The sequence below is a fragment of the Streptomyces sp. NPDC044044 genome (assembly GCF_056434405.1).
On sequence record NZ_JBWKFG010000016.1, the window covers coordinates 37,156 to 61,998 of the forward strand.

General features: G+C 71.2%; 16 protein-coding genes and 1 pseudogene. 7 read left to right on the forward strand and 10 right to left on the reverse strand.

Annotated features, from left to right (window positions below; all coding sequences use genetic code 11):
• Positions 1-12: 12 nt before the first annotated feature.
• The 8 genes from AC07AG_RS41235 to AC07AG_RS41270 all read right to left on the reverse strand — a co-directional run bounded on the left by AC07AG_RS41235 (position 13) and on the right by AC07AG_RS41270 (position 8,871).
• On the reverse strand, positions 13-1,233 hold the full coding sequence (locus AC07AG_RS41235; protein WP_478762127.1) for an acetylornithine transaminase: 1,221 nt from the start codon (positions 1,231-1,233) through the stop codon (positions 13-15).
• 44 nt (positions 1,234-1,277) lie between these two features.
• Positions 1,278-2,453, reverse strand: coding sequence for a bifunctional glutamate N-acetyltransferase/amino-acid acetyltransferase ArgJ (gene argJ / locus AC07AG_RS41240; protein WP_478762129.1), 1,176 nt, complete (start codon positions 2,451-2,453; stop codon positions 1,278-1,280).
• Positions 2,450-3,478, reverse strand: a complete 1,029-nt coding sequence (gene argC, locus AC07AG_RS41245; RefSeq protein ID WP_478762130.1) for an N-acetyl-gamma-glutamyl-phosphate reductase — start codon at positions 3,476-3,478, stop codon at positions 2,450-2,452. Before argC ends, argJ begins: the two co-directional genes overlap by 4 nt.
• A 481-nt stretch (positions 3,479-3,959) precedes the next feature.
• Complete coding sequence (locus tag AC07AG_RS41250; protein WP_478762132.1) at positions 3,960-4,688, reverse strand: GNAT family N-acetyltransferase; 729 nt, start codon at positions 4,686-4,688, stop codon at positions 3,960-3,962.
• A 161-nt stretch (positions 4,689-4,849) separates the two neighbouring features.
• Positions 4,850-5,377 carry a hypothetical protein gene (locus AC07AG_RS41255; protein ID WP_478762133.1) on the reverse strand — a complete coding sequence of 176 codons (528 nt, stop codon included), beginning with the start codon at positions 5,375-5,377 and terminating at the stop codon, positions 4,850-4,852.
• A gap of 205 nt (positions 5,378-5,582) precedes the next feature.
• Entirely contained in the window at positions 5,583-6,491 is a 909-nt protein-coding gene (gene argB, locus AC07AG_RS41260) for an acetylglutamate kinase (RefSeq protein ID WP_478762135.1), read from the reverse strand.
• A 644-nt stretch (positions 6,492-7,135) separates the two neighbouring features.
• The gene (locus AC07AG_RS41265) at positions 7,136-7,819 is read right to left on the reverse strand and encodes an LmbU family transcriptional regulator (protein WP_478762189.1); all 684 of its coding nucleotides are present in this window, start codon (positions 7,817-7,819) and stop codon (positions 7,136-7,138) included.
• 323 nt (positions 7,820-8,142) lie between these two features.
• On the reverse strand, positions 8,143-8,871 hold the full coding sequence (locus tag AC07AG_RS41270) for a thioesterase II family protein (protein WP_478762136.1): 729 nt from the start codon (positions 8,869-8,871) through the stop codon (positions 8,143-8,145).
• Positions 8,872-9,339: 468 nt separating this feature from the next.
• Between AC07AG_RS41270 and AC07AG_RS41275 the strand changes: the two genes are divergently transcribed.
• From AC07AG_RS41275 to AC07AG_RS41285, 3 genes are all read left to right on the forward strand, one after another.
• Complete coding sequence (locus AC07AG_RS41275) at positions 9,340-9,555, forward strand: MbtH family protein (RefSeq protein ID WP_478762138.1); 216 nt, start codon at positions 9,340-9,342, stop codon at positions 9,553-9,555.
• A gap of 141 nt (positions 9,556-9,696) precedes the next feature.
• Positions 9,697-10,374: an LmbU family transcriptional regulator gene (locus tag AC07AG_RS41280; RefSeq protein WP_478762140.1), complete on the forward strand. Its 678-nt coding sequence runs from the start codon at positions 9,697-9,699 to the stop codon at positions 10,372-10,374.
• 291 nt (positions 10,375-10,665) lie between these two features.
• Positions 10,666-11,082: a hypothetical protein gene (locus AC07AG_RS41285; protein WP_478762142.1), complete on the forward strand. Its 417-nt coding sequence runs from the start codon at positions 10,666-10,668 to the stop codon at positions 11,080-11,082.
• A gap of 65 nt (positions 11,083-11,147) precedes the next feature.
• On the opposite strand, the gene AC07AG_RS41290 is transcribed toward AC07AG_RS41285, so the two are convergent.
• Both AC07AG_RS41290 and AC07AG_RS41295 read right to left on the reverse strand, forming a co-directional pair.
• Complete coding sequence (locus tag AC07AG_RS41290; protein ID WP_478762143.1) at positions 11,148-11,357, reverse strand: hypothetical protein; 210 nt, start codon at positions 11,355-11,357, stop codon at positions 11,148-11,150.
• Between the two features lie 265 nt (positions 11,358-11,622).
• A complete protein-coding gene (locus AC07AG_RS41295) occupies positions 11,623-13,185 on the reverse strand; it encodes an FAD-dependent monooxygenase (RefSeq protein WP_478762145.1) in 1,563 nt (520 codons plus the stop codon).
• A gap of 320 nt (positions 13,186-13,505) precedes the next feature.
• On the opposite strand from AC07AG_RS41295, the gene AC07AG_RS41300 reads away from it, so the two are divergent.
• From AC07AG_RS41300 to AC07AG_RS41315, 4 genes and pseudogenes are all read left to right on the forward strand, one after another.
• The gene (locus AC07AG_RS41300; RefSeq protein WP_478762147.1) at positions 13,506-13,820 is read left to right on the forward strand and encodes an acyl carrier protein; all 315 of its coding nucleotides are present in this window, start codon (positions 13,506-13,508) and stop codon (positions 13,818-13,820) included.
• Positions 13,817-15,073, forward strand: coding sequence for a cytochrome P450 (locus AC07AG_RS41305; protein WP_478762148.1), 1,257 nt, complete (start codon positions 13,817-13,819; stop codon positions 15,071-15,073). Before AC07AG_RS41300 ends, AC07AG_RS41305 begins: the two co-directional genes overlap by 4 nt.
• A 61-nt stretch (positions 15,074-15,134) precedes the next feature.
• Positions 15,135-18,299, forward strand: a complete 3,165-nt coding sequence (locus AC07AG_RS41310) for a type I polyketide synthase (RefSeq protein WP_478762150.1) — start codon at positions 15,135-15,137, stop codon at positions 18,297-18,299.
• Between the two features lie 70 nt (positions 18,300-18,369).
• A pseudogene (locus tag AC07AG_RS41315) lies at positions 18,370-24,840 on the forward strand (type I polyketide synthase); the annotation flags it as partial.
• Between the last annotated feature and the right edge of the window lie 3 nt (positions 24,841-24,843).

The window sequence follows — 24,843 nt, forward strand, 5'->3', positions numbered from 1 at the left end:
GAGCGGTGGTGTTCAGACCGCCGTGAACACTTCGCCGGACACCTCGGACAGGACTGCCCGGAAACCGTCGACGAAGGTGTCCGCCTCGTGGTCCGACACGGTCAGCGGCGGGGCGAGCCGGATGACGTCCGGTGCCACCGCGTTCACCAGGAGACCGTTGTCCTGGGCCGCCTGCTGCACGCGCGCCGCGACCTTCTCGTTGAGCACCACCCCCAACAGCAGCCCGGCGCCGCGGACTTCGCGCACCAGTGGGTGGCCCAGGTTCTCCAGGCCGCGCCGCAGCCGCTGCCCCGCATGGGTCACGTGGTCCAGGAGGCCCGCCCGCTCGATGGTGTCCAGTACGGCGAGCGCGGCCGCGCACACCACGGGGTTTCCGCTGAAGGTGGAGCCATGGGTGCCGGGGGTGAGCAGTCGCGCCGCCGGGCCGAAGGCGAGCGTCGCCCCGATGGGCAGACCGCCGCCCAGGCCCTTGGCCAGGGTGACCACGTCCGCCTCGACGCCTTCCGCCTGCGCCGCGAACCAGCGGCCCGTGCGCCCGATGCCGGTCTGGATCTCGTCGAGGACGAGGAGGGTGCCGGTCGCCGAGGTGATCTCGCGCGCTGCTCGGAGGTAGCCGGACGGGGGCACGACCACGCCGCTCTCACCCTGCACCGGCTCCAGGATCAGCAGCGCGGTCCGCGGCGTGACGGCGGCACGCAGGGCCTCCGCATCGCCGTACGGTACGTGGCTGACATCGCCCGGCAGCGGGTGGAAGGGGCGCTGCTTGTCGGGCTGGCCGGTGAGGGCGAGAGCCCCCATGGTCCGGCCGTGAAAGCCGCCGGTGGCGGCCACCATGTGGGTCCGGCCGGTGAGCCTGCCGATCTTGAAGGCCGCCTCGTTGGCCTCGGCCCCCGAGTTGGAGAAGTACACCCGGCCCTCGCGCCCGGCGAGCTGCAGCAGGCGCTCGGCGAGACGCACGGTCGGTTCGGCGATGAACAGATTCGACACGTGGCCGAGCGAGCCGATCTGCTCGGCGACGGCCCGTACGACCGCGGGGTGGGCGTGGCCGAGTGAGTTGACCGCGATACCGCCGACGAAGTCGAGGTACGCGTTGCCCTCCGCATCCCAGACCCGGGTGCCACGGCCGCGGACCAGGGGCAGCCGGGGCGTGCCGAAGTTGTCCATCATGACGCCCTGCCAGCGGTGGGTCAGCGCCGTGTTGCCCGCCCCGATGATGTCCGCGCCTTCGCTCATCGTGTCTCCTTCGTGGAAAGCCCGCACGTCGGCGCGGGGGGTGGTCAAGAGGCGTACGCGCTGTTCTCGTGGACGTACTCGGCGGTGAGGTCGTTGGTCCAGATGACGGCGGATTCCGTGCCCGCGGCGAGGTCCACGGTGAGCCGGACCTCACGCCCGGACATGTCCACCAGGGCGCGGTCCTCGCCCACCGATCCGTTCTTGCAGACCCACACGCCGTTGATGGCGACGTTGAGCTCGTCGGGGTGGAAGACGGAGCCGGTGGTGCCGATGGCGGACAGGACGCGGCCCCAGTTGGGGTCCTCGCCGTGCAGGGCGCACTTGAGGAGGTTGTTGCGGGCGACCGACCGGCCGACCTCGACGGCGTCGTCCTCGCTCGCGGCGCCCACGACCTCGATGCGGATGTCCTTGCTCGCGCCCTCGGCGTCCCCGATGAGCTGCCGGGCCAGATCGGCGCAGACCTCGCGTACGGCGTCGGCGAACTCCGCGTGTCCGGGCTCGACGTGGGCCGCGCCGGAGGCGAGCAGGAGCACGGTGTCATTGGTGGACATGCAGCCGTCGGAGTCGACGCGGTCGAAGGTGACCCGGGTGGCCTCGCGCAGCGCCGTGTCGAGGACGCCGGCGTCGAGCGCGGCGTCCGTGGTGAGCACGACGAGCATGGTGGCCAGGCCCGGGGCGAGCATGCCCGCGCCCTTGGCCATGCCGCCCACCGTCCAGCTTCCCCCGGACTCCGTGGGTGAGGACCGGTAGGTGACGGCGGCCGTCTTGTGCACGGTGTCGGTGGTCTTGATGGCGACGGCGGCCCGTTCGCCGCCGCTCCGGGACAGCTGGGCCGCGGCCTCGGCGACGCCCGGAAGGAGCTTGTCCATCGGCAGGTTCACACCGATGAGGCCGGTCGAGGCGACGGCGACCTCACCGGAGCCGACGCCGATCACCTCGGCGGCCTTCTCGGCCGTGGCGTGGGTGTCCTGGAAGCCGGCAGGGCCGGTGCAGGCGTTGGCGCCACCGGAGTTGAGGACCACGGCGGAGACCACGCCGCCCTTGACGACCTGCTCGGACCAGAGCACGGGCGCGGCCTTCACCCGGTTGGAGGTGAAGACACCGGCCGCGGCCCGAAGCGGTCCGGTGTTGACGACGAGCGCCAGATCCGGGTTGCCGTTCTGCTTGATTCCGGCGGCGATGCCCGCCGCCGTGAAGCCTCGTGCTGCGGTGACGCTCACGGTGCGACTCCGATCGTGGAAAGCCCCAGACCCTCGGGGAGGCCGAGGGCGACGTTCATGTTCTGGAGGGCGCCGCCCGCGGTGCCCTTGGTGAGGTTGTCGATGGCGCTGATCGCGATGATCCGGCCGACCTCCGGGTCGACGGCGACCTGGACCTGCGCGGCGTTCGACCCGTACACGGCCGCGGTGCTCGGCCACTGCCCCTCGGGCAGCAGCCGGACGAACGGCTCGTCGCCGAACGCCTTCTCGTACGCGGCCCGTACGTCGTGTGCGCCGACCCCGGGCCGCGCCGGGGCGGAGCAGGTGGCGAGGATGCCGCGGGGCATGGGGGCCAGGGTCGGGGTGAAGGAGACGGCGACACTTCGGCCCGCCACGGCGCCGAGGTGCTGGCTCATCTCCGGGGTGTGCCGGTGGCCGCCGCCCACGCCGTACGGCCGCATGGAGCCCATGACCTCGCTGCCGAGCAGGTTCGCCTTGGGTGCCTTGCCGGCGCCGGACGTGCCGGACGCCGCGACGACCACAGCCTCTGGTTCGGCGAGTCCTGCCGCGTACGCGGGAAACAGGGCCAGCAGGACCGCGGTCGGGTAGCAACCCGGCACCGCGATGCGCCGGGTGCCCGCCAACGCGGCGCGGGCGCCCGGCAGTTCGGGCAGACCGTAGGGCCAGGTGCCCGCGTGCGGCGAGCCGTAGAACCTCTCCCAGTCGGCCGCGTCCGCGAGGCGGAAGTCCGCGCCGCAGTCGACGACCAGCGTCTGATCGCCCAACTGCGCGGCCACGGCGGCCGACTGGCCGTGCGGCAGGGCGAGGAAGACGACGTCGTGCCCCTTGAGGGTGTCGGCGGTGGTGGGGAGCACCTCACGCTCGGCCAGCGGAGCCAGGTGCGGCTGCAGCGCGCCGAGCCGCTGACCCGCGGTGGAATGCCCGGTCACAGCACCGATCTCCACGTCGGGGTGGGCCAGAAGCAGGCGTAGGAGCTCACCCCCCGCGTACCCGCTCGCTCCCGCCACGGCTGCTAGCACTGTCATGAACCCTCCCTTTTGGCAGACATGTGGTCCTCATGTGCTCCGGGCCCTGTCCTCCATGGCGTTCGCGGCTGTGACGGTGGGGTCGAGCGGTCCTCGCGGCCCGCGCAGGCGGACAGCGCCACGGGCAGGGGAGCGGCGTCGGAGGCAGGCCCTGGCCGACGGCCCGCCTGGTGATCTCGTACGCCACGGGGGCGCCCATGCCGTGCCCGCACAGGGCGTGGGGGCCGGTCGGTCCGGGCTCGATGTCCCGCGGCAGGAAGTCCGCGAGGCGGCCGGCCGGTGACCGTACGGAAGGTGTGTGCCCCCGGCGTGGTGCCCCCGGCGTGGTGCAGGACGAACAGGCGCAACGCGGGGTCGTGTGCTGTCCATCGCTCCCCCTCGCATCGGGCCGCGCACCCTCGGACCATAGAACGGCGGTCGGCCGACGGGGCGCGGGCACCAGGGGGGCTCCGCCGCTGGTGTGGCGGCTCTTGAGCGTTCCTCAGTCGGCGTGGCGGGGCCCGGCGAGCAGGACATGGAGGTGCTCGTCGTGGAGCTGGTCGTCGCCGAACCGCTTGGCCAGGGGCATGGTGCCCTCCAGGTCGAATCCCGCCTTCTGGGCCACTCGGCAGGAAGCGATGTTCTCCACGCCGTGGGTCAGCAGGAGCCGGGCGAGCCCCAGATCGCCCAGGGCCCAGCCGATGACACTGCGCACCGCGGCCGTGGCCACTCCCTGACCGCGTGTCCACGGGGCGATGCGGTAGCCCACTTTGGCCTGCGAGTTCGCGCGGTCGATGCTGTGCACGGCGATGTTGCCGGCGTAGCGCCCGCTGCCGCGGTGGATGATCGAGAAGGTGGCGTGCGTGCCGCTGGACCAGTCCGCTCCGGCGAGGCAGTCCCTGATGGCCGATGCCTCGTCGGTGATCTGGCAGCGAGGGGTCCACATCCGGACGTCCGGGTCGACGCCGAGCGCGAGAACCTCCCTGTGCTCCTCCACGCTGGGGGGACGGAGCAGGAACGCGCCGGCCGTCAGGGTGAGAGGCACCAGCGGATCGGCGGGCGCCCGCAGCCGGGCGAGCGGTCGTGTGCCGCCCCCGCGCGTGGAGAGGGCCGCGTCGTCGGTCCGGGCGAGCCGCGGCGCGGGGGCGTCGGTCCGCTCCATGAGGCCGATGAAGCTGTGGAGGTGCGCGTGGCGCAGTGGCTGGTCGCGCTCCTGAGGGTCCTCGTTCAACGGTTCGTCCCTTCGCCGGACTTCGCTGTGCTGGGCGCAGATCTGCCGGTCGGAACCACGCCATGGCAAGGCACTTGACTACGGGCGCGGCGCACTGGCTCGGCGTACTGGCGTACCCGCTCCAACTGCCCGTCCAGGGGATGGAGTTCACCCTCAGGCGATCATCGAACAGGCACTCCGGGCAGACCGGTGAACGCGGCGAAGACGTCGTCGAGTCGGTGTGTGTGCACGGTGAGCGAGTCGGCGGTGACCGATGCCGCGTCGAGGACCGCGAGCACGGCCCGCAGGGTCTCGGCACCCGCGTCGCCGGGGATCTGGAGAGTGAGTGCCGTGGGGTCGCTCCACGCCTCGCCGAAGCCGTGGCCCGATGCGGCGCCGAAGGCGGCGGCAGCACCTTCGAGCGCGCGCGCGTCGGCGAACCGCAGGCGGATGAGAGCGTCGGGCGGATCAGTACGGGGCAGCGGCCGGAGCTCGGGATGGCTGGGCTCGGGCTCTGCCCCGGTCAGTGCGCTCAGCAGGACGAGCCGGGCTTGGGGGGAGAGGGATGCGGCGAGACGGCGGGCCAGTGCGCGGGCCGCCTCCCTGTCTGTTCCGGCTGCGGCGGCGAGCTCGTGGCCGAGGGCCGTCACCTGGGAAGTGAGATCCACCGCGCCGTCGGCCGGGGGAGGAGTCGGAGGCATGTGTGTCATGTGCACTGCCCTCGCTCGCGCTCCAGCGTCGTCGTCCGGGTGCCGGCGAGCCGGGTCGCAAGGTACCGGGTCGCGATGAGGCGGGATGCAGTGAGCCGTGATGTGGAGAGCCGTGATGTGGTGAGCGGGGAGCGGCCGCTGTGGCGCCCTGCCGAGCCGTTGGTCCGATGCTGCCGTCGCCGTCGCCGGTGCTGCTCCTGCTCGTTCACGGCGTGACCTCCGTCTCGTTCGGGTCGGGCACGATCAGCGTGCCTATGTTGTCGTTGCCGAACATCTCCAGGAGGACCGAGTGCGGGGTCCGTCCGTCGATCACCCGGGCCGCGCCCACGCCGTTGCGTACGGCGTGCAGGCATCCGGTCATCTTGGGCACCATGCCGTCGCTCAGCTCCGGCAGGAGTTTCTCGAGCTCCTTGGCCGTGAGCCGCGGGATGACTTCCTCACTGTGCGGCCAGCCCGCGTACAGTCCCGCGACGTCCGTCAGCATGACGAGCGTCTCGGCGCGCAGTGCCGTCGCGAGGGCCGACGCCACGGTGTCGGCGTTGACGTTGCAGACCAGGCCGTCCTCGGCGCTGCGGGCGAGGGGTGAGACCACCGGGATCCGGCCGTCGTCCAGGAGCCGGTCCAGGGCGCTGGTGTCGATGCCGGTGATCTCGCCGACCCTGCCGACGTCCACCGGTTCCCCGTCGATCCATGGCACGCACTGCCTCGCGGTGAGGGTGTTGGCGTCCTCGCCCGTCATGCCGACGGCGAGAGCGCCCAAGCGGTTGATGAGTCCGACCAGTTCGCGCTGCACCTGGCCGGCGAGGACCATGCGCACCACGTCCATCGCCTCCGGCGAGGTGACGCGGAGCCCGGCCTTGAACTCGCGTTTCAGGCCGCGCCGCGCGAGTTCGGCGTCTATCTGGGGGCCTCCTCCGTGTACGACCACGGGCCGCAGCCCGGCGTAGCGCAGGAAGACGATGTCGCGGGCGAAGGCCGCGGTGAGGTCCTTGTCGACCATGGCGTGGCCGCCCAGCTTGATGACGACCGTCCGGCCCTGGTGGCGGGCCAGCCACGGCAGGGCTTCGTCGATGGCCTGGGCCTTGGCCAGGTCGGGGTGCGTGTTGACGGTCATGAGAACCTCGCACGCCGACGGGCGAGTCCGCCGACCGGGCAATTGGCGCTCACAGGCACGACTCCTTTTATGGGGGACTCCGGCTACCGCAGCAGGGTCCCGAGGGCCGGTGGACATACGCTTGAGTTCGGGACGAGAAAACTTGGTCGCCATGCGAACTCTTGGGATAGTGGCTTGTTGAGTAGCGTCTCGTCGCTGCCCCGGACCTCGATCCTGCATGGCCGTCGACGGCAGCAGCATGTTCCGGTCCAGCCGAACGTGGGCGACCGCGAGTGACAGCGGGACGTGCCCACTGCAGTTTCTCCCGAATACACCAGGAATACCCGGCCAAAGAGAGCCGAGCATTCGTCTGCAGTGTGGTTCGGGGAGCGCCTCAATGGCAACTACAAAGCCACATGAAGGCCCTTCGAGAGCTTCTGAAGAGCTGCTCGACATTCACCAGCGTTGTCCTGTTGACGGGACGGAGACATGGTGGAAACGGCTGCTCGAAATCTCCGCACGGCACGGTGGGACCGTGTGACGAGGTGCGGGCCGACAACAGAGACAGCGGAGACAGCAGAGAAGGCCCTCGGGCGGTCGAGCGAGATGTCTGAAGCCTCAACTCGCGCTCTCCGGGGGCCTTCCGGCTCAAGATCAGCGGTGATTCAGGTGGCAGTGGCCACCGGCGGAACCTGCTCGAAGATCGTGGGCCGTGCGTTCTCCTGGGAAACCCCCACGCCCAACGCGGCCACGCCCGTGATGCCCTTGCGCCCGGAGATCTCCGTCCGCTCCTCCGGCCCATCGAGGTCCTCCAGGGCGCTCGCGGCCGCGGTGTCCAGCGTGGCCGTGACCCACTGCTCGAAGTCGACGCCCAGCTGCTCCGCCGCCTTCTGCCACGACTGAAGGCGATTGCCGGGAACCTCCAGGCGGTGGCTCGGCTCAGTGGGGGTGCGCGGCTGCTGCACGCTCTGGCGTGCGGCGCGCAGGGCGCCGCGCAGCTGCTTGGTGGTCCACTGCTGCTGCTCGGCGCGGTCGAGCCACGAGTCCTGTTCCTCGACCGGCATGGAAGCCAGCTCGGCGTGGTGCTGGAAACTCAAGGCGGCCCGGCGGCGACTGAGGTCGAAGCGTCGTGAGACCCACGCGTAGTTGCGCAGGGTCTGGTACGAAAGGCCTATGGCGCGTATTCCGCGCTCGTACCGGTCGGTGTAGTGGTCCTTGCCGTAGACGAGCCAGTCACCCAGCCACCAGGATGACGAGTCGATGAGGCCCGCGAGTTGGCGCCCGGACCGCTCCCACTCGTCGTAGGCCATCCCGGTCGGCATCTGCAGACCCACCTTGGTCGTCAGCACCTGGCCCCGGCCCGGTCCGGCTCCCGCGGTGGGTGACTGCCGTGGCGGGGGCTGCGGGAGGGAGGTTGTCGGGCCGCTCTGCGACCCCAGGGTTGCACTGGCCTGCTGCGCCATCACGCCTCCTTGAGTTAGGTGCACACAACCGGCCAGCAGTCTCGCGGGACGGGCTGAAGCGGTGCCGGAGCGGTGCTCGAATATTTGCGCGGTCAACCTTGTGTTGTGTGGCGCCGATCGTCCGGTGACGTGCGTCGTCCGGGCAGGCCGTCCGGCGAGGGTCGGTCGTACCGTCGGGTGCCGGACGGCCGGCGTGGGCAGTCCCAGGTTCAGCCGGAGCGCGTCGTGTCCACCGCGGCGAGCGCCGTGGTCGCGTCCTGTGTGATCTGGCGCAGCAGTGGCCCGGGATCGTCCGCGAAGTAGAAGTGGCCGCCGTCGAAGACCCGCAGACCCAAGAAGTGCTCGGTGTGCTCCTCCCAGCCCTTCATCAGCAGGGGAGAGGCAGAGTGGTCATCGCCGCCGGCGTAGGCCGAAAGCGCCACGGGCAGAGGACCGGTGTCGGTGGCAGGACGCCAGTGGGCCGCCATGCCCAGGTCGGCCCGGATGATCGGTGCGAGCATGGACCACAGGTCGGGATCGTCGAGCACCTCGTCGGGCGTGCCCCCCATCTGCCGCAGACGGGTCCGCAGTTCGGCGTCGGACAGTTCTTCACCGTCTCCGCTCGCCCGCTGTGCCGACTGCGGTGCCGGTTGTGCGGAGATGCCGACCCATACCGGCGATGGCAGGCCCTGGTCGACGATCCGTCGGGTGATCTCGTAGGTCAGGGCGGCGCCCATGCTGTGCCCGAAGAGGGCGTAGGGGCCGGTCACTTCGGGCACGATCCGGCGCAGGAGGTAGTCGGCGAGCCGGCCGATGTCTGTGATCAGCGGCAGGTCGAGCAGGTGGCCGTGGCCAGGGGCGTCGAGCAGCCGTACGTCCCACGTGTCCGGTAGTTCGGTCGGCCAGTTGCGGTAGAGCAGGTGTGAGCCCCCCGCGTGATGCAGGACGAATACGCGCAAGTCTGGTGGTGAGTGGTCCATCGTTCCCCCTTGGATCGGGCCACGCGTGTTCGACCATAAAGCGGGTGTGGTGGGGCGGGGCGTGGGCGCGAGGGGAGTTCCGCTGCTGCTGGAGCGGCTCTTGAGTGGTTCTCGGACGGCCGGCGGTGCGGTGGGGCGCTGCTTCGGCTCACCGGTGGGGTGCGGGCGGGGTGCGGCCGGGCATCGTGGCACATGAACGCGGTGGGGTACAGGAGTTCGGGGTGGGTGTGGGCTGGGGTGGGTGGCTGGTTGGCGGGGGAGCTGGTCGCTCTTGTAGCTGCGGTGGCGGCGTCCTTACGGTGACGTCGCAGTGCCGGGGTCGCTCTTGTGTCGGATGTCCCGTCGACCGGACAGCACCGATGGGTGGCCCGTGCCCGGTGCCTTTTGGCATCCGGTCCGGCGATGCCTGTTTCCCAGTAGCTCTGTGACGGTTAAGGACGGTGCCAGTTGAGCGCGAACCCGTTTGATGACGAGGACGGCCGCTTCTACGTCGTGGTCAATGACGAGGAGCAGCACTCCCTGTGGCCGGTGTTCACCGAGGTGCCCGTCGGCTGGCGGGTGGTGTTCGGTGAGGCGGCCAGGGCCGAGTGCCTTGAGTACGTCGAGCAGAACTGGACCGACTTGCGTACCAGGAGCCTGCGCGAGGCCATGGCCACGGACTGAACACCACCCGGATCCGATGTCGGCCCGCCGAGAAGCCACATCGGCAAGTGATCGGTGAACGACCAGGAAGACACATCGAGCGGGGAGTTGAGGGTTGTGACGGGCGCTGTGAGAACCGCGAGCAGGCACAAGACGAAGCCGGTGGACAGCAGCGATGACCTGGCGCAGCGCGACGTGGTCCTGTCCTTCCTGGGTGCACAGGCCAAGGTGCAGAAGACGGGGATGACCTTCCCGCAGAACATGCCGGAGCAGTCCTGGGAGCGCATCGGCACCAACCTGCGCGAGCTCGTGAACTCCTCGGCGTGGTGGCTGGCCGACTGGCTGCTCTACGGGGAGGCCACCTACGGGTGGCGTCGGTACAAGGAAGCCATAGAGCGCACGGGGCTCGACTACCAGACCCTGCGCAACTACGCGTGGGTGGCCAGGCGGTTCGAGCACCAGCGCAGGCGGGAGAGCCTCAGCTTCGCCCACCATGCCGAAGTGACCCGCCTGTCGCCGCCGGAGCAGGACTACTGGCTGCGCAAGGCCGAACAGCAGAAGTGGTCGCGCAACGAACTTCGCAGGGCGGTCCGCGCCAGTCTCGCCGTGCAGAGCGACACCGCCGAGCTCTCCCCGAACAGTGGCGACGAGCAGCAGGAAGTGCCGCGCATCGACACGTCGGCGGCCGCCGAAAGGCGCCAGCAGAAGGTCACCACGCTCACGATAGAGCTCTCCGCCGGCCAGCTGGACCACTACTCGAAGGTCGCGGCCGCGCACGGTCTGTCCGTCGACAAATGGGTGACGCAGATGCTCGAAACGGCCGACCGGCAGACCGCGTAGAGGCGCATCGCCCGGCACGACGCATGGCCCGGCATGACGTATGGCCCGGCACATCGCCCAGCACGACACATCGCCCAGCACTGAAGTCCCCGCGAGGCTCTGCGCGGCGGCGTTGCCGACCGGTGGGACAGGTAGGTGATGTCGCTGACCAGCAAGTAGCCGCGCGCGCTGCCTGACCCGCACCACACGGGCTCCCGCGCATCCCTCGATGTGGTGGGGCTTCGCCGTTCCCGCCCCCGCCGGCACCCCCCGTCGCTACGCTCCGGGCCTTCGCTCACGCCTGGGGGAACCATGCGCCGCACCACAGCACTGCTCGCCGCCTGCCTGCTGCTCGCCGGGGCCGCGGTCGGCTGCTCGAAGTCCGATGACGAGAACGCCAAGGACTGCGCTGCTGCGCTCACCGAGCGGATCGGAGGCGACTCCGCGGACACTCCGACTGTCAAGGAAGCCGAGGAGCGGAACGACGCGCTCGACAAGACACTCGCGGACATGGTCCGGTCCGGGTACGAGGGCGTGGCCAAGGACGCGTTCGACACGGCGATGAAGAAGACCAAGGAGGGTGGGAAGGACCGGCCGGAGGCGTGCGAGCCGCTCTCGAAGGACGACTACACCGCGCTGCTGACGGCCAAGGCGATCGATGGTCTGGGTTGGACGGACAAGGACGGCCAGTTCGACAAGCTCAAGATGGTGGAAAGTCTCGGCGACTAGCGTTGCTGTCTTCGTGGAGAGGCCTCGCCTCGTGATTCCGGGCGGGGCGTTCGTCATGCGGTGGGCTACTCAACCGGAGGCACCGGGCCAGCGCTCGCGGCCTGGTCGTAGGCGTCCATGTACTCCTCGAACTTGGCGCGGGTGATCCGGTTCGGGTCGAAGCCGAGTGTCTCCCACTGGCCATCGTGAGCAGTGGGGCGTCCGGGGGCTGAGACCGCACGCGGATCGATGAAGTCAGCGGCGCTGCAGTCGACCTTCCCCGGCGTCGACCGCATGCTGAGCAGCGTTAGTGGGGCGCCGACTCCAGCGGAGCGGTGAGTCGCTCGGCTGGCTCGCGGGCGTCCTCCCCACCGGCTTCGGCGGCCACCGCGATCTCACGGTGGAGGGTGTCGAAGCCGGGGGCGACCCATGTATGTCGTCAGTACGGCGGTTCTCCGACGCCAGGTGCGCGTCCGGATGGTGTCGCATGCGGGTGGCGCGTGACTGTGCCCCACGGCATCGAGTGGTGCCGCCAGGTGTCATGTGACGCCACGCGGTGTCTCACCCCCGCAGCGGCGGACCGAACCAGGTGGTGAGTGCGGCCCGGAGCGCGGTGACGTCGGGCGCTTCGTCGTCGGTGGCCCCCCAGGCGACATGGCCGTCGGGGCGGATGAGGAGCGCGGCGGGAGCGGGGATCTCGCCGATCGCCGGCACGGGCCAGAAGTCGTCCTCGCTCCGTGCGTCGACCAGCTCGACGCGATCGGCCCAGCCCTTGGCCACCACCGCCAACTCGGCGCTGCCGCCCAGGTCGAGCAGTACGGGGCGGCCGGTGTGCAGCAAGTCGTAGACGCCGATGGTGCCGTCCGGCGTCTTGAGGTCGGCGTCGGGGACCCTGCGGCCCGCCAGCGGGTGGTCGCCGTCGACCGCGTAGCGGATGTCCAGCGCGGTCAGCATGTGGCGCAGGTACCGGTTGACGTCGTCGAACACCATGAGCGCGCCGAACACCTCGCGCAGCGCGTCCGTCTGGGCGCCGGGGCGGAGCAGGGCCGACTGTGCCCGGGTGTTGTGCAGAACGCGCTCCGCGACGGGGTGGCGCTCGGTGTGATAGCTGTCCAGCAGGCTCTCCGGCGCCCGGCCACGTACCACCGAGGCGAGCTTCCAGCCGAGGTTGACCGCGTCCTGCACGCCCATGTTCAGCCCCTGCCCACCGGCCGGGAAGTGGATGTGCGCCGCGTCGCCCGCGAGCAGCACGCGGCCCGCGCGGTAACGGTCGGCCTGCCGCGCGGCATCGTTGAACCGCGAGACCCAGCGCGGCGCCCGCATCCCGAAGTCGGTGCCCGCGATCCTGACCAGCGACTCCCTCAGCTGCTCGAACGTGGGGGCCTCGTCGCGGTCCGCGACGCGGTCGTACTCGGATGCGATCACCCGGTACCAGCCCGGCTCGAAGGCGATCGCAGAGTAGTCGCCGCCCGCGCAGCGCCGCACCCACACGTAGTCCTCGGGCAGATCCGGGAGTTCGACGTCGCCGATCAGCGCGGTCATCGTCGCCGGAGTGCCGGGGAAGCCGATGCCCGCCAGCTTGCGCACCGCACTGCGCCCGCCGTCGCAGCCCACGAGATAGCGGGCGCGCAGCGTCGCGGATTCCGCCTCCGCGGCGGGCGTGGCGATCTCGACCGTCACGCCGGCCTCGTCCTGGCCGATCCCGGTCACCTCACAGGACCTGCGCACCCGCACGCCGAGCTCGGCGGCCCGCTCCTCCAGAAGCTGCTCGATGGCCGACTGCAGGATCATCAGCGGGTAGGGGTGCCGGGACTCGGTCTCGTCGAAGTCCAGGTAGAGGGCGGAGAAGTGGCCCACCGGCTGCGGTTCGCCGACCGCGAGGAAGCGGTCCAGGATTCCGCGCTGGTCGAGGACCTCCAGGGTGCGGGAGTGGATTCCACCGGCCCGTGACTCGCCCGTACGCTCCGCGAGCCGCTCGACCACCACCACGTCGACGCCCGCGAGCCGCAGCTCGCAGGCGAGCATCAGGCCCGTCGGCCCGGCGCCCGCAATCACCACGTCCGCGTCCATGTCCGCGTGTCCCACGTCGCCGTCCGCGTGTCCCACCTCGCCGGTGTGTCCCACGTCGTTCCCCATTCCCCTGCGTCGCTGACGTCGTTGAACCGCTCTTACGTTCACGGAACGCGAGCGGGACGGTCAACGGACACCGGCGCCGGTGCGGTGCGGGGCGCTGTCGGACTTGCCCGGTCCCGCCGGCGGGACGGTCCTCGGGGGCGTCAGCACGCGGGCCCGCCGGTTCTCAACCCCACCGGCCGGCGCGGGGCCGGGGGGCCGCCGACACGGTGTGGGCGGAGGGGAATGCACGCGACACTCCATTCGATCATCCAAGGAATTTGTCTCGCCGGCGGGACAGCGCAAAGGGCCCCGGAGGAAGGAAAGCGGCAATGAATTCGTCGCCGCAGGTTGTCCACCCGTTGGGCGGACAGGACGAGACGTCAGAAGGAAAAGCCGCACCGTCGAGCACTCCGGCGGCGCTGGCGCGGGACATCGCGGAGCTGTGGGCGCGGCACCTCGATGGCGCCGAAGTCGGGGTGGACGACGACTTCTTCGCGCTCGGCGGCAATTCGCTGACCGGTATCAAGATCATCGACCAGGTGGCGCAGGACTACGGAGTCCAGCTGTCCGTGCGCGACTTCTACCTGGCTCAGACGCCGGCCCGCGTCGCCGAGCTGATCGAGCAGGGGAGGGCAGTGGCGTGAGGTTGACGCCTGGTGCCGGGCGCGACATCGACATGGACCTCGACAGCGTCGACCTGTTCGACCTGGACCTCTATACGTCGGGCGACCCGCACCCCATCTGGGACGCGATGCGGGAGAAGGCGCCGCTGCACCACCAAGTCCTGCCCGACGGAAGGGAGTTCTGGTCCGTCACGCGTTACGAGGACGTCTGCCGGGTGCTCGGCGACCACCGCGAGTTCACCTCCGAGCGCGGCACCGTACCCACCCACCTCGGGACGGACGACGTCGCCGCCGGAGTGCTCCTCACGTCCACCGACCCGCCGCGGCACACCGAGGTCCGCAGGCCGCTCGGCTCCAAGCTCACCGCTCGGGCGGTGAAGTCCTGGGAGGACAGCATCCGCGCGACGGTCGTGCGCTTCCTGCAGCCGGCGCTCGAAGGTGAGACCTTCGACCTGGCCGAGAAGGCGCTGCTGCTCCCCGCGATGGTCACCGGACCCCTCCTCGGGATCCCCGCCAAGGACTGGGAAGAGCTCGTCCAGTTGACCGCGATGGTGACGGCTCCCTCGGACCCGAACTTCCTGCAGGGCAGCGAGGCCGCGACCCTGGCCATCTCCCACCACGAGCTGGTCACCTACGTCAAGGACTGGGTCAAGGAGCGCAGGGCGTCCGGAGGCGAGGACGACAGCCTGCTCCAGCACCTCATGAGCGTCCGGCCGGGAGGCGAGGCGCTCAGCGACGAGGAGATCGCGCTCGACGGCTACAGCATCCTGCTGGGTGCCAACGTCACGACCCCGCACACCGTTTCCGGCACCGTGCAGGCACTCATCGAGCGGCCCGAGCAGTTCGCCAAGGCACAGGCCGACCCGACGCTGATCCCGAACCTGGTCGAGGAAGGCCTTCGCTGGACATCGGCCGCCTGCAACTTCATGCGGTACGCCGTCGACGACGTCCAGATCGCCGGAGGCACGATCCCGGCCCGCGGAGCGGTCGTCGCCTGGATCGGGTCGGCCAACCGGGACGCGTCCCAGTTCACCGACCCGCACGACTTCGACATCACGCGGAGCAACGCCAAGCGCCAGGTCGCCTTCGGATACGGGCCGCACTTCTGCATCGGGGCGCCGCTGACCCGGCTGACCCTGCGCGTCTTCTTCGAGGAGCTGCTCCAGCGGTTCGGCTCCATCGACCTCGCCGGCGAACCGCAGCACCTGCGGTCGTACTTCATCGCCGGGATGACCCACCTCCCCATCGTCGCCGAGAAACGACTGGCGCCATGACATCCGGCACCGGCACTGCCACCGCCACCGCCACCGTCACAGGGAACCGGAAGGGATTCGCATGAGTGGCGCAGCCACCGGTATTGCCGTCATCGGGATGTCGTGCCGCTTTCCCGGCGTGCACGGCCCGAGCGATTTCTGGCGCCTGCTGGTCGAGGGGAAATCGACCGTCGGAACGTTCCCCGGACACCGGGCGGCCGACGCGAAGTCGACGTACATGTCCCATCCGGACGGCGACACCCTCCACGCGGGTTCGTTCTTCGACTCCATCGACGGGTTCGACGCCGGGTTCTTCGGGGCGAGTGCCGCGGAGGCGGCCGCCATGGACCCCGTGCAGCGCCTCGGGCTCGAACTCGCCTGGGAGGCCGTCGAGGACGCCGGTGTCCCGGCGGCCTCGCTCACGGGCCGCGCGATCGACGTCGTCGTCGGCGCCGCGCCCTCCGGGTACGAACTGCTGCGCAAGCTGTCCGGCAGCGACCAGGACGACCACTACGCCGCGCTCGGCTCCAGCGGAGCGCTGATCGCGAACCGGATCTCTGGCCTCTTCGACGTCCGCGGCATGAGCTACTGCGCGGACTCGGGCCAGTCCTCCTCGCTCGTGTCGTTGTCCCTGGCGTGCGACCGCATACGGGGCGGCGCGGTCGACATGGCCATCGCGGGCGGCGTACACCTGATCACCGACCCGGAGGCCGGAGCGGGCCTGGCGAATCTGGGCGCCCTCTCGCCCGACGGCCGCTGCTTCACCTTCGACGGACGGGCCAGCGGTTTCGCCCGGGGCGAGGGCGGTGCCTTCGTCCTCCTGAAGCGGCTCGACCTCGCCGTCGCCGACGGCGATCACATCTATGCGGTGGTACGCGGCTGGGGCGTCGGCAGCGGTGGAGCGTCGAGCCGGATGCCCGATCCCAGCTCCGAGGGGCAGGCGGCGGCCGTGCTCGCGGCCCTGGAACGCGCGGCTGTCCCGTTCGACGGTGTCGACTACGTCGAGGCCCACGGCACCGGCACCCGCGTCGGTGACCCGGCCGAGATCGCCGGTCTGCGCGAGGTCTTCAGGGAGACGGGCCGCAGCAGGCCGCTGGCGATCGGCTCGGTGAAGACGAACGTCGGGCACCTGGAGCCGGCCGCCGGAATCGTCGGCTTCGTGAAGGCGGCGCTCTGCGTGGACCGTGGGCACCTGGTCCCGAGTCTCAACTTCCGCTCCGCGAACCCCGCCATCGCCGACTTCCACGAGGACTTCGAGGTCCTGCGGGCCGCGCGGCCCTGGCCCGACGCGCCCGGCCGACCGCGCCGGGCGGGGGTGTCGGCGTTCGGACTCGGCGGCACCAACGCACACGTGATCCTCGAACAGGCACCCGGCGATAGGGCGGAACTGCCCGCCTCCGATGAGGACTTGGCCTCCGAGGCATCTTCTCCGGCATCTTCCGGGGCGTCGCCGGAGGCTGTGCCGTGGGTGCTGTCGGCGCGCTCGGAACCGGCGCTGCGGGAGCAGGCGGCCCGGCTGCGGGAGCTCGTGGCCGCGGACGCGTCGCTTTCGGCCGTCGACGTGGGGCATGCGCTGGTGTCGCAGCGGTCGTCGTTCGCGCACCGGGCGGTGGTCCTGAGCGGCGGCCGTGAGGAGGCGCTCGCGGGCCTGGACCTGGTGGCGGCGGGCGGCGGCTCGGAGCGGGCGGTGCGCGGGACGGCCACGGACCAGGCGGGTCCGGTCGTCTTCGTGTTCCCCGGCCAGGGCTCGCAGTGGCTGGCCATGGGGCGGCAGCTGTACGCGGAGTCGGAGGCCTTCGCGCGGTCGATCGACGCGTGCGAGCGGGCTTTGGCGCCCCATGTGGACTGGTCGTTGGTGGACGTGGTGCGCGGCGAGGAGTCGGCCGCGTCGCTGGACCGGGTGGACGTGGTCCAGCCGGTGCTCTTCGCGATGATGGTGTCGCTTGCGCAGGTGTGGCGGTCGCTGGGCGTGGTCCCCGAGGCAGTGGTGGGGCACTCGCAGGGCGAGATCGCCGCGGCGTGCGTGTCGGGCGCGCTCTCGCTCGACGACGCGGCGCGGATCGTCGCCCTGCGCAGCCGGGCCCTGACCGATCTGGCAGGACTGGGCGGGATGAGCGCGGTAGCCGCGCCCGTCGAATGGGTCCGGGGCCGGTTGGAGCGGTGGTCGGGACGGCTCTCCGTGGCCGCGGTCAACGGGCCCGCGTCGGTGGTGGTCTCCGGTGACGACGAGGCGCTCGACCAGTTCGCCGAGATGGCGGCCGGTGACGACGTCCGGGTGCGACGGGTCAGGGTGGACTACGCGTCGCACTCCCACCATGTCGAACGCATCCGTGAGCGTCTGCTCGCGGACACCGCGGCTGTATCGCCGAGGGAATCGGCGGTGAAGTTCCACTCCACGGTGACCGGCGGCCTGCTCGACACCCGCGTGCTCGACGGCTCGTACTGGTACGACAACCTGCGCTCGATGGTGCGCTTCGGCGAGGTCGTCGAAGGCCTGATGCGTGAGCGCGGCGGCGTGTTCGTGGAAGTCAGTCCGCATCCCGTGCTCCAGGTCGCGATGGAGGAGGCCGCCGACGCGCTGGCGGCCCCGCCGACCGTCGTGAGCACCCTGCACAAGCAGGACGGGAGTGCGGGCAAGGTCCTGGCGTCGCTGGCCGAGCTGCACGTGCGCGGTCTGCCGGTGAACTGGAAGGCGGCCTTCGCCGCTGGCCGGCCGCGCCGGGTCGCCCTGCCGACGTACGCGTTCCAGCGGCAGCGGTACTGGCTCTCGGCGTCCGGCGACACCGACACCGACACCACGAACGGTCCCTCCGCACGAGCGGGTGCCGCGCCTGCGGACCTGGGCTCGCAGTCGGCGGTCCTCACGCTGGTGCGCGCCGAAACGGCGGCGCTGCTGGGCGCGAACGGAGTGGGTCTGACGGAGGCCGAACTCACGGCGCGGTCGGCCGAGACCTTCAAGGCCCTGGGATTCGACTCCTCGATGGCCGTGCGGCTGCGCAACCGGCTCACCGCGGCGGCCGGTGTACGGCTCCCGGCCACGGTCGCGTTCACCTACCCCACGGTGCGCAAGCTCGGTCTGCACATCTTCTCCCTCCTGGAGCCCCGGACGCCCGAAGTCCCGGAGCCCCAGACACCCGAAGTCCCGCAAACGGTGGGGGAGACGAGCCCGCAAACGGTGGAGGAGACGAGCCCGGAAAGCCGCAGTGACGACGATTTGTACGCATTGATCGAGCGCGGATACGCGTAGCCGCACCTGTTCGTCCGAGCAACCGTTAAGGGAGTCCCTGGTGGAGGATGTCGACAAGCTCCGGTCGTACTTGCGACGTGCCGTCGGCGACGCGCAGGAGCTGCGCGAGCGCGTGCGGGAGCTGGAGGAGTCCGGTCACGAGCCCATCGCGATCGTGGGCGTGGGGTGTCGCTTCCCGGGCGGGGTGACCTCCCCCGAAGGGCTGTGGACCGTCGTGTCCGACGGTGTGGACGCGATAGGTGACTTCCCGCCGGACCGCGGGTGGGACGTGGACGCGCTGTACGACCCGGATCCCGAGGCACGCGGGAAGACGTACGCGCGCACGGGCGGATTCCTGACCGATCTCGCGGACTTCGACGCGGAGTTCTTCGGCATCAGCCCGCGCGAGGCGCTGGCGATGGACCCGCAGCAGCGGCTGATGCTGGAGACGTCGTGGGAGGCGCTCGAGCGCGCGGGCATCGACCCGGTCGGGATACGGGGCTCGGCGACCGGGGTGTTCACCGGGCTCTACGCCGTCGACTACGGCCCGCGGATGGGCGACGAGGCAGCCGGCGAAGTGGAGGGGTACGCGCTCGCGGGGACCTACACCAGCGTGGCCTCGGGCCGGGTGGCGTACGCCCTGGGCCTGGAGGGTCCGGCGGTGTCGACCGACACCGCGTGCTCGTCGTCGCTCGTCGCCGTCCACCAGGCCATGCGCTCCCTGCGTTCCGGGGAGTGCACCTTGGCGCTGGCCGGCGGGGTGTCGACGCTGTCGACCCCGGGGCTGCTCGTGGAGTTCGCCCGGCAGCGGGGCCTGTCGCTGGACGGACGGTGCAAGGCGTTCGCGGACGCGGCGGACGGCACCGGCTTCTCCGAGGGCACGGGCGTACTGGTCCTGGAGCGGCTGTCGGACGCGCGCCGCAACGGGCGCCGGATCTGGGCGGTGATCCGGGGTGCGGCCGTCAACCAGGACGGGGCGTCCAACGGACTGACCGCGCCGAACGAACTGGCCCAGCAGCGGGTGATCCGGGCGGCGTTGGCGGACGCCCGGATGCAGGCGAACGACGTGGACGTGGTGGAGGCCCATGGGACCGGCACGTCCCTGGGCGACCCCATCGAGGTGGAGGCGCTGCTGGCCGCCTACGGACAGGACCGCGACCCCGGGAGCCCGCTGTGGCTCGGGTCGCTGAAGTCGAACATCGGCCACGCACAGGCGGCCGCGGGCGTCGGCGGAATCATCAAGATGATCATGGCGATGCGGCACGGGGTGATGCCCCGGACGCTGCACGTGGACCGTCCGTCGACGCACGTGGACTGGTCGGCAGGGACGGTCCAGCTGCTGACCGAGGCAAGGGAGTGGACCAGCACGCCGGGACGGCCCCGGCGCGCGGGTGTGTCGTCCTTCGGCATCAGCGGCACGAACGCGCACCTGCTCCTCGAACAGGCACCGACGCAGGAGCAGCAGCAGCAGGACCAGGACCAGGAACCGGATGCCGCCGAGCAGACGCCCGACACCGCCGAGCGGGCACAGGGCTCTGTGGGCGGGCTCGTGCCATGGGCCCTGTCCGCGCACTCGGAGCAGGCGCTGCGGGCACAGGCGGAGAAGCTGCACGCGTTCGTCACCGCCGATCCGGACGCCGACATCACCGACGTGGGCTGGTCGTTGGCGTCGAGCCGGGCCGGTCTGGAGCACCGTGCGGTGGCGCTGGGGCGCGGCCGTGACGAGCTGCTGAGCGGCCTCGCGGCGCTGAGCCAGGGCACGGAGTCCGCCGCGGTGGTGCGAGGCGTCGCCGCGGAACTCGGTGAGCGCGTCTTCATGTTCCCGGGACAGGGATCGCAATGGGCCGGTGCGGCACGGCAGTTGTACGACACCTTCCCCGTCTTCGCGCGGAGCCTCGACGAGGTCTGCGAACGCTTCGACGAGCATCTGCCCTTCGCTCTGAAGCCCCTGCTCCTGGCGGACGAGCCCGCCGGCCGTGAGCGCACCGACATCACGCAGGCCGCGCTGTTCGCCCTGCAGGTCAGCCTGTACCGGCTCCTGGCCGGGTACTGCCCACCGCCGGACCGGCTGATCGGTCACTCCGTCGGTGAGATCGCCGCCGCCCACGTGTCCGGAGTCTTCGGCCTGGACGTGGCGACCCGACTCGTCGCCGCTCGCGGACGGGTCATGCAGGCGGTCGTCGAGCGCGGCGCGATGCTGGCCGTACGCGCCTCGGAAACCGACGTGAGCGCTCTGCTGGGCCCCTTTGAGCGCGTCGGCGTCGCCGCCGTCAACGGCCCGGAATCGGTGGTGGTCTCGGGCCTTCGCGACGAGGTCCACGCCCTGCGTGACCGGCTGATCGAAGGCGGCACGTCGGCCAAACTCCTCGACGTCGACCACGCGTTCCACTCCCCGCTGATGGACCCGGTCCTGGAGGAGTTCGCACGATCCCTCGGCGAGCTCCCCCCGGGCGAGATGTCGATTCCGATCGTCTCGACCAGGCTGGGCCGCGAGGCCACGCTCCAGGAGCTGACGTCCGTCGCGTACTGGGTGGCCCACGTCCGCGAACCCGTGCGCTTCTACGACGCGGTGGAGTGCGCCCGCGCGGCCGGCGCGGACGTCTTCCTCGAAGTGGGGCCCGGAGCGACGCTCGCGAGCATCACCAAGGAGGCCTTCGCCGGCGAGGGCGTGAGCGGCGCACTGGTCCTGTCCGCGGCACGGCGGGACCGTCCGGGAGCAGCCGCACTGGCCGACGCGCTGGCCCAACTGCACGTGCGGGGCGTGCCCGTGGACTGGGACACCCTGTTCGGCACGCGCCGGCAGGTGGACCTTCCCACGTACGCCTTCCAGCGGCAGCGCTACTGGATGGACGCCCCCGCCGGGACGAGGTCGGCGGACATCGCCTCCGCAGGCCTCTTCGCGCCGGGCCACCCGCTGCTCGGCGCCGTGGTGGACCACCCCGGCACCGACGAGGTGGTGTTCACCGCCCGATGGTCCCTGCGGACCCACGAGTGGCTGGCCGACCACGCCGTGTTCGGCGCGGCCGTCGTCCCCGCGACCGCCTACATGGACCTGGCGCTGTCGGCGGGCGACTTCGTCGGCTGCGCCGCGCTCGAGGAACTCTCCCTGGAAGTCCCCCTGATCCTCCCCGACTCGGGCGACGTGCAGGTACGCGTCGTCGTCGGCGCACCCGACGAGGCCGGACGCCGCTCCCTGGACGTGTACTCGCGTCCCGGCGAGGACGGCCGGACCGTGGGCGGCTGGACCCGCCACGCGATGGGGAACCTGACACCGGACACCTCGCGTACGACCGCGTGGACCGACGACACGCGACCGCTCGCCGTGTGGCCGCCGGCCGGGGCGCAGAAGCTCGACATCGACGGTCTCCACGACACGCTCGTGGACGCGGGCTTCGACTACGGCCCGGCGTTCCGCGGACTGCGGGAGGTCTGGAGGCAGGGTGACGACCTCTATGCCCTCGCCACGCTGCCGGAGAGCGCCGACGACCGGGCCGGGGGCGGGTTCGCCCTGCATCCGGCGCTGATCGACAGCGTGCTGCACGCGGTCTTCGCCGGCGGTGTCGTCGAGGTGACGGGCGACCAGGGCTGGTTGCCCTTCTCGTGGTCCGGTGTCGACCTGATCGGGGAGTGCGGCCCGACCGTGCGGGTCCGGCTCTCCCCGGCCGACGAGGGCGTCGTGTCCCTGACGGTCGCCGACGAGCACGCGAACCCGATCGCTCACATCGACGCGCTGACGTTCCGCCCGGCGAGCGCCGAGCAGGTGCGCGCCGCGCGCGGCGGGCAGGAGCGCTCGCTCTACGAACTGCGGTGGCGGCCGCTCACGCAGGGCAAGCAGGAGACCCGCCGCGGACCGTGGGGCGTACTCGGCGCGAAGGACGGCCTGGCCTCCCGGCTCTTCGCGGCGGGCGACGAGAACGTCGCGTTCTACGAGTCCATGGACGACGTCCTCGCGGGAGAGGCACCCGAGCACATCGTCCTGTGCCTGGACGACTTCGTGGCCCACGACCCCGATCTGCTCGCCGCGGTCGGCGGCGCGGGCAAGCGCGTCCTGGACTGGATCCAGCGGTTCGTCGCCGCGCGGACCCACGCCGGATCCACGCTGGTGGTCCTCACCCGCCTCGCCCTCGACACCGGTGCGGGGGAGCGCGTCGAAAGCCTCCCCGGCGCCTCCGTGTGGGGCCTGATCCGGTCCGCGCAGACGGAACACCCCGGCAGGTTCCGGCTGGTGGACATCGACGACCAGGAGACCTCCTGGGCACGCGTGCTGGACGCGCCGGCCACCGGTGAGGACCAACTGGCGCTGCGCGAGGGCACGTACCTCGTTCCCCGCATGGCGCCGGCCGCGCCCGCCGACCACCAGATCGAGCCGCCGGCCGACGGCGCCCACCGGCTCGGCATCCCGAGCAGGGGCACGCTGGAGAACCTGACGTGGGTTGCGTGCCCCGAGGTGGAGGCGCCCCTGACGAGCGGGCAGGTACGCATCGCCGTCCGGGCCGCGGGGCTCAACTTCAAGGACGTCACGATCGCCCTGGGCCTGGTGAACAGCACGGTCGCCGATGCCCCCATCGGCCTTGAGGGCGCCGGAGTGGTCACCGAGGTGGCGGACGACGTGACACGTCTTTCGCCGGGCGACCGGGTGACCGGCGTCTTCAACGGCGCCTTCGGCCGCGTCGCGGTGGCGGACAGCCGGATGCTCACGCCCGTCCCCGACGGATGGAGCTACGCCGAGGCGGCGTCCATACCGACCACCTTCCTCACCGCCTACTACGCGCTCTTTCGTCTGCGCAAGCTCAAGAAGGGCCAGCGCATCCTCATCCACGCCGCGGCCGGCGGCGTCGGGATGGCCGCCGTCCAACTGGCCAAGCACGTCGGCGCCGAGATCTACGCGACCGCGAGCCCGGCCAAGTGGCCCGCCCTGCGCGCCCTGGGCCTCGACGACGAGCACCTGGCGTCGTCGCGCGACCTGGAGTTCGCGGAGAAGTTCCTGCACTCCACGGGCGGCCGGGGGGTGGACTTCGTACTGAACTCCCTCGCGCACCGCTTCGTCGACGCCTCACTGACGCTGCTCACCCGCGGCGGCGACTTCGTCGAGATGGGCAAGACGGACATCCGTGACCCGCGCCAGGTGGCGGCCGATCACCCCGGAGTCGACTACGAGGCCTTCGAGCTCTACGACGCGGGCCCCGACACCATCCACGAGATGTTCCGGGCCGTCATGGAACTCTTCGCCGACGGGCGGATCCAGCTGAACCCGATCTCCGTACGGAACATCCGCGACGCACGCAGGACATTCCGCGAGATGAGCCAGGGCCGCCACATCGGCAAGCTGGTCTTCGAGGTGGCCGACGGCTTCGGCGGCGGCACCGTGCTGGTCACGGGCGGTACCGGCGGCGTCGGTTCCCTGGTGGCGCGCCACCTCGTCGCCGAACGCGGCGTACGCAGCCTGGTGCTCGCGAGCCGTCGCGGCCCGGCGGCCGACGGGGTGGGCGAGCTGGTCGCGGACCTGGAGGGCGCGGGCGCCGCGGTCAGGGTCGTGGCATGCGATGTCGCGGACCGGGCCGCCGTGGCGGACCTGCTCGCGGACATGCCCCGGAAGTACCCGCTGACGGCGGTCGTGCACGCGGCGGGCGCACTGGCGGACGGCACGGTCGAGTCGATGACCGCCGAGAGCTTCGACCACGTTCTGCGCGCCAAGGTCGGCGGCGCGGTCAACCTGCACGAACTGACCGAGCGGCACACCCTGTCGGCGTTCATCCAGTTCTCCACCGTCGCCGGGACGCTCGGCACCGGAGGGCAGGCGAACTACGCGGCGGCGAACGTGTTCCTGGACGGACTGGCGGCGTGGCGCAGGGCATCCGGCCTGGTCGGCACCTCGCTGTGCTGGGGCTGGTGGGAGCAGAGCAGCGGCATGACCGGCGGCCTGGACCAGGCCGACCTGTCACGGCTGCGGCGGATGGGCATCGCCCCGATGCCGACCGACGAGGCGCTGGCCCTGTTCGACGCGGCCTGCGCGCTCGACCGGCCGGTCCTGATCCCGGCCCGGGTGGACGTCGCCGCGCTGCGGAACAAGACGGGTCAGGAGCTCCCGCTCCTCCTGCGCGACCTCGTCGACGGCGGCCGTCCGCGCCGCAACAGGTCGAGTGCTGCGAAGGACGGCGGCGCTCCCGGCCTGGCCGCCAGGCTGGTCGCCCTGCCTGCGGACGAGGCGAAGGCAGCCGTACTCGACTGGGTCCGCGACCAGGTCGCCGTCGTGCTCGGGCACCCGTCCGGCGCGGCCGTCGACGTCGACCAGGCGTTCAACCAGCTCGGATTCGACTCACTGACGTCGGTCGAACTCTGCAACCGCCTGGCTTCCGCGACCGGACTGCGCCTGCCCTCCACCCTCGTCTTCAGCTACCCGACGCCGCGCGAACTGGGCGAGCACCTGTCCGGCCTGCTGCGTCCGGAACCGGACACGAGCGACGCCGATGACGCGGAGGTCAAGGAAGCGCTGGGTGCGGACGAACTGTCCGACCTGGACCTGGAAGCACTGGTCGGTCTGGCTCTGGATGAGAAGAGGTAAGTG

Excerpts from the sequence above, each read along its gene's own strand:
- AC07AG_RS41310 (WP_478762150.1), top strand. The coding sequence starts at position 15,135 with ATGAGTGGCGCAGCCACCGGTATTGCCGTCATCGGGATGTCGTGCCGC.
- AC07AG_RS41235 (WP_478762127.1), bottom strand. The coding sequence starts at position 1,233 with ATGAGCGAAGGCGCGGACATCATCGGGGCGGGCAACACGGCGCTGACC.
- argB (WP_478762135.1), bottom strand. The coding sequence starts at position 6,491 with ATGACCGTCAACACGCACCCCGACCTGGCCAAGGCCCAGGCCATCGAC.
- AC07AG_RS41290 (WP_478762143.1), bottom strand. The coding sequence starts at position 11,357 with ATGCGGTCGACGCCGGGGAAGGTCGACTGCAGCGCCGCTGACTTCATC.
- AC07AG_RS41255 (WP_478762133.1), bottom strand. The coding sequence starts at position 5,377 with ATGACACACATGCCTCCGACTCCTCCCCCGGCCGACGGCGCGGTGGAT.
- AC07AG_RS41285 (WP_478762142.1), top strand. The coding sequence starts at position 10,666 with ATGCGCCGCACCACAGCACTGCTCGCCGCCTGCCTGCTGCTCGCCGGG.
- AC07AG_RS41300 (WP_478762147.1), top strand. The coding sequence starts at position 13,506 with ATGAATTCGTCGCCGCAGGTTGTCCACCCGTTGGGCGGACAGGACGAG.
- argC (WP_478762130.1), bottom strand. The coding sequence starts at position 3,478 with ATGACAGTGCTAGCAGCCGTGGCGGGAGCGAGCGGGTACGCGGGGGGT.